Below are 5,753 nucleotides of genomic sequence, written 5' to 3' on the forward strand. Positions count from 1 at the left end.
CAGGCAGCGTGAATTGAAAAGTCGCGCCCTGAGGTTGGGCGGCGGTGGCCCACAGTCGGCCCCCATGCGCTTCAATGATGGTGCGGCAGATCGATAGACCCATCCCCAAGCCGCCGGGCTTTGTCGTGTAGAAGGCCTCAAAGATGCGCTCGAGACCCGCTGAACTCAGACCTGGACCCGAATCCCGCACTACGACGAGCACGCCGTCCGGCTCGCCCTTACCAGTGGTGATCACCAACTCTCGCGCCCCCTCGCGAACCGAGCTTAATGCTTCGACGGCGTTGATGATCAGGTTCATGATCACTTGTTGCAGCTGGACCCGATCTGCTCGAATGAGTGGCAAGCTCTCCGCAAGTTGCGTCCGCACCGAAATGCCGTTCTTCAAAACCTCGGCCCGGGTCAGGGCTATGACCTCAAGCACCGCCTCGTTGATCTCCAGGTCGTCCTTCCGTGGGGGCGCCTTCTTGTTTAGGGCGCGGATCCCATCGATGACGTCGATGGTTCGGTTGCCTTCCTTGACGGCGGCACCGAGCGCCTCCCGGACCTCCTCCAGATTGGGCCGCCGCGCGTTTAGAAAGCGCAAGGCAGCTTGGGCATTGGTAACTGTCGCCGCGATTGGCTGCATGACTTCATGGGCAATCGAAGCCGAGAGCTGCCCCATTGTTGCGACTCGATTCGCGTGCACGAGCTCCATCTGCACCTCGCTGTAGCGCCGCTCGCTTTCGCGAATTTCCTCCTCCGCCCGCTTGCGCTCGGTTAAGTCCACTACGAAGGCCATGCCCTGGTCGTGTCGCCCGCCGAACCTCGCTGCCCCGACCAGCACCGGCACGCGGCCGCCGCTTTTCAGGAAGTACTCCTTCTCATAGGGGTGCGCGGTTCCGGTCGCCTCCAGATCCGCCACACGTCGGTCGTCGGCGTCGCGCCATTCGGTGGGCGTCAGATCCCGCCAGCGCAGTCGACCGGAGACGAGATCGTCGCGGCTGTATCCGACGATGCGGAGAAAAGCTTCATTGGCATCGCTGATCCGACCGTCAAGATCCCAGACGAAGATGCCGATGATGTTGGAATCAACCAGCCGCTGTATCCTCGCCTCCCGTTCTTGGAGATCGCCGTAAAGACGAGTGTTCTCCAGTGACATCGCCGCCTGCGAGGCGAGCAGATTGAGGACCGTCATCCGGGCGGGAGTGAAAACGTGGGCCGTCAGGTTGTTTTCGAGGTAGAGTACACCGGCCAGTCTGCTCTGTTTGAGCAACGGCAGGCAGAGAATTGAACGGGCGTGCTGCCGCTGGATGTACTCATCTGCGGAAAAGGGGTTCGCGGCTGCGGCATCGTGGAGAAGAACGCTCTCTTTCGTCCGCATCACGTAGTGTAGGATAGACTCCGGCAGACCTGCAGCGGTTACACTTGGTTGTCGCTGACCGACGGTCACCGTATCATCGCTGGTCGTGACCTCCGCCTCAACCCGATACTCATCATTCCGCGCAAGAATCAACAGGCCTCGCTCTGCACCCGCGTATTCGATCGCCGTGCGCATGAGCGTGTCGATCAGTTTGCCCTCGATGATCTCCCTCCTGAGATTGATCAGTGACAGTCTCCTGATGCGGTCATCGGCCATCACGATCTCCCTGCAAGAAAATTTGCAACCTCGGCCTTACCTCGATCTCAATGACTGTAGGGCCGCACATCACCGCCGTCGTCTCAGTGAGCGCCGCACGATGTCTCATTCTCCGCCGATCGGACTTCGGTTGCTGTTTAGTGGGCCATCTGGGTCTTCCTCGAACGGGAGAATGCGGCGGCCATCTCGGCCGCCGAAACCGAGACGCGACGGGACCACACCGCGTCGGATGACCGCCTCCGAAAGTGGGAGTCTCGCACCCTCGCTTTACCCATGCGATCAGTTTAAGATTGGGACCTCGGACGTTCGGTCGGTCCATAGGGGTCGTCATGCAAGTCTCTTTTTCCACCGAACATATAGCGCCGCGCGACCGCGTGAGGTGCTGGTGCGACTACTTCGCGAAGCAGGCCCATAGCATCACGCCGGGCGAGGTCCCGGATCCCGGCGCCTTTCGCGCGGAAGCGAGCGGATCGATTGCCGGCGAATTTGCGCTGCTAGATATCAAATCGGAACTCGAGAGGGTCCAACGCACTGCGGCCGATGTTGCCAAGGACAAGTCCGAAGCGTTCTTCGTCCGCCGATTTCGCGTGCCGGTGATCTGGAGGGCCGGCGCACGCAGCACGCCGGTCGACCTCATCCATGAAGCCGGCGACTTCTGCATAAGCTCAACCGAATGGCAATTCGACGCGGAATCGAAAGGCCCTGCCTCGTACGACATGCTGATCATCCCGCGGGCCGCGCTCTCGCCGATTATAACCGGGGGCCGACTGGAGTGTCCCTTTCGGCTGCCCGGCGCGTCGCCGCTCGGCTTGCTGCTAGGCGCAGCTATCGATGCGGCGAAGGTGCAAGCGCCGCTGCTTCCCGAGGAACTTAGCGAAGCCGTGCTGCGCAATCTCTGCGGCCTCGTGGCACTGACCTGTAACGCCTCCGACGAGGGCACCAATCGCGGGCGGGATTCGCCGCACTCGGCGCGGCTCGCGGCAGTCAAGCGCTATATCGATCTGCATCTCGCCGATCCCACCCTGACGCCCGCCAGCGCCGCCGTCGCACTCGGCATGTCGGCGCGCCAGTTGCACCGGCTGTTCGAGCCGAACAATGTTAGTTTCGCCCGATACGTTTCGCGCCAGCGACTGCTCCGGTGCCGCGAGGCGATCGCCGGGGCGACGGGAACTGGCCGGTCGGTGGTCGACATCGCTTTTGGCTGGGGGTTCAACAGTATGGCAACATTTTATCGCGCGTTCGTAAGCGAGTTTGGTAGCCCGCCCACCATGCTACGCGCGGTCTCGCAAGGACGAGCGAGCGGCCTGCGCACGACAGGGCAAGAAACATCGTGAATGCTGCGCAGCAGGAACTTGTCCAGATCGCCTTCGCCAGGCTGGCGGTGAGCCAGAGGTCGCCGGAGCTCGGTTCTACGAGCGGCTATTCGCCACCAATCCGAGTTTCCGGCCACTATTCAAGAAGGACATTCGCATTCAGGTCGGCAGACTGATGACCATGCTCGCAACGGTCGTTTACAATTTGCATCAGCTGGGTAAGTGCCAGCGATCCGTGGTTTTGCCGTCCGTCATGTCGAGTATGGCGTCGAGCTCGCCGACTACGTCGCGCTGCGGGAAGCGCTGCTCTGGACCCTCGAACAGGCGCTTGGAGAAGATCTCACGCCCGCCATCCACGAGGCGTGAACGGTCTACTACGATGAACTCGCCGGTGAAATGAGCCGGCGGCCGGCGTCTGACTACGATCTCCCGCTTGGCGCTGAGTGAGACGTTTCATGGCGCTAGATGAGACGACCTCGCAGCCGCTTCTATGTGAATGATGCTGCGGCCCATGGAACTGGCGGGCCGAGGAGATAAGCCGTTCTGCCAGATCGCGTGATGCTTGTACGCTGTGGGATGGTGCATCCGCCATGCCGAGTTTAGCGTTGCGTATAGACGAGTGAGGGACCCCGCACGCGGAGAAAAAACATCGTGAATACGGCGCAACGGGAACTTGTCCAGACCACCTTCGCCAGGCTGGCGGTGATGCCGGAGGTTGCCGGGGCGTTGTTCTACGAGCGGCTACTCGCCAAGAATCCGAGTTTCCGGCCGCTGTTCAACAACAACATGCGCGTTCAGGGCGTCAAGTTGATGAGCATGCTCGCTATGGTCGTCTACAATTTGCCCGAGCCGGATCAGGTTTCGACTGCGTTGCGTGATCTCGCCGTCCGTCATGTCGAGTATGGCGTCAAGCTCGCCGACTACGACGCGATGCGGGAAGCGCTGCTCTGGACCCTCGAACAGGCGCTTGGAGAAGATCTCACGCCCGCCGTCCGTGAGGCATGGACGGTCTGCTACAATGAACTCGCCGGTGAAATGAAGGCGGCGGCCTACGTCTGATTACGGTCTCCCTGTCCCTATCGTAAATCCAATCCGCTGGCGGTTGATAGACAATCGGGCGATGCTGCTGCTCGATGTTGGATTTGTGCAAACTGATCTTTGGGACGATGATCGATCTGCTACGGTCGCGAGTAACGCTCGAGGCAGAGATTGTGGTGCTGCGGCACCGAATCAACGTGCTGCGGCGGGCCAATCCCAAGAGACTTCCATTTGGGTCGATTGACAGGCTGATATTCGGAGGCGTCTGCCGGCTGTTTCCCAAGATGTATGATACACTTGCAATTGTCCGACCGGACACTGTGATCCGTTGGCACCGTGCCGGCTTCAGATCGTATTGGCGCTGGAACTCGCGACGCCGCCCCGCGGCGGCCAACTGTGTCGTTGGAAATTCGCCGGCTGATCCGCGAGATGAGCATCGCTGACGGCGGCAAGCTGCATCAGTCATTTTCGTATCCCCTCAATACCGTGTTCTGATGTTTGATCGTCAACCATTGCGGCCAGATATTCGGCGGCGGTGTGATCGGATCGTCGGTCAATTGAAGGACGACTCGCTTGAGCGAGACAACCGGTCCAAAGCTCGCAGCAAGATCGTAGGGTGAGACACGCACCAGCGTCTGCGGGGTGATATCGCGAAATCGCACAAGCTTGGGCAAAATGACAAACGGGACGTCGCGCGGCCCGCTTTGACGAAGCAACTGATGAAGCGCGGCTTTCTAATGACTATAGGACAGGCCGATGTCCGTTCCAGATTGGAAGTAGGCTGCGAAGGGTAAGCATCCGGTATCGTCCAACGGACATGAAATCTGCTGGCTGCGGTTGCGTCCGATACTCAGGTCCTGATGGCGCATTCGCGAACGTCAGGAAAAGCAGACCCTTTTCCCCGAGGTCGACGGTCGGTGCATATCCGACTGGTGTTGGATTGGTATCCTGGCCGCCGAGGTTGACGGTCTGATCCGGTTGTATGCTGTAAGCAACGTCGATGACGCTTGATCCGGTCTTGACCTGATCGCCATCCTGAACTTCGACCATCAGGCATAGCGGACATGGATATCGTAAAAGTTCAGCCGAAAAGGCCGACTCCAAGGATCGGTAAGCCCAGGAATATTCCAAGCGCAACCAGACAACCCTTCATTTGGATGCCGCTCAAGCGTGAATGTTGAACCGGATTAAGGTTGCACGCCGCAATCGAAGCAACCGTTAACGTCGAACGCAAATAAAGGGCGTGACTTCCGGTATGGGTCAGACTCGGAAGTCCAAATCGACCGGAGCTAAGGCCGGTCTACCACTGACAGCAGACATCTGGGCGACCGCGAGATTTCGTCGCTAAGGGCCAACGACCGACATCACACGTTTGGCCTAGAATCAAAGAGCCGCCAACTTAGGGCAGCCCCGCTCACTCACAGTCTTGGACAAAGAGTTCCCCTTGTTACAACAGTATCGCAGATCAACGTACGTCGTAATAACGCAATGAATAGAGAAGCCATACGCGCGAATTACTGGTTTTATCGTCGCCTTTCGCATATATAATAGTCGTAGCTCCCAAGTACAAAACACAGCTGTGAACCCGACGTAACACTAAAAAAACCACGTCACCGAGCTATAGAGCCTCATCCGACGTAGTATTATTTTGCAGAACTCGGGGAATTCCCTGTCGGCGCCACTACTCGCCATTTTTGTGATGCGCCAGGTAGGCTTGAGTGCTAAGCTGATTTTTTTCGGCGCGCATTGCCTCATCAAGAATGTTACCGGAGAACTGACCGTCAGGA

The 5,753-nt window shown here is 59.0% G+C and carries 3 protein-coding genes and 1 pseudogene; 3 read left to right on the forward strand and 1 reads right to left on the reverse strand.

Going from position 1 to position 5,753, the window contains the following annotated elements; translation table 11 throughout:
* A pseudogene (locus CWO89_RS39995) lies at positions 1-1,567 on the reverse strand (GAF domain-containing sensor histidine kinase); the annotation flags it as partial.
* A 377-nt stretch (positions 1,568-1,944) separates the two neighbouring features.
* Between CWO89_RS39995 and CWO89_RS40000 the strand changes: the two are divergent.
* From CWO89_RS40000 to CWO89_RS40005, 3 genes are all read left to right on the forward strand, one after another.
* Positions 1,945-2,949 (forward strand): helix-turn-helix domain-containing protein, encoded by a 1,005-nt coding sequence (locus CWO89_RS40000; RefSeq protein WP_130583779.1) that lies wholly within the window; start codon positions 1,945-1,947, stop codon positions 2,947-2,949.
* Positions 2,950-3,150: 201 nt separating this feature from the next.
* Positions 3,151-3,294, forward strand: a complete 144-nt coding sequence (locus tag CWO89_RS46410; protein WP_165421518.1) for a globin family protein — start codon at positions 3,151-3,153, stop codon at positions 3,292-3,294.
* A 285-nt stretch (positions 3,295-3,579) separates the two neighbouring features.
* Positions 3,580-3,987, forward strand: a complete 408-nt coding sequence (locus CWO89_RS40005; protein ID WP_130583780.1) for a globin domain-containing protein — start codon at positions 3,580-3,582, stop codon at positions 3,985-3,987.
* Positions 3,988-5,753 lie beyond the last annotated feature (1,766 nt).

The sequence above is a fragment of the Bradyrhizobium sp. Leo170 genome (assembly GCF_004296405.1).
GTDB lineage: Bacteria > Pseudomonadota > Alphaproteobacteria > Rhizobiales > Xanthobacteraceae > Bradyrhizobium.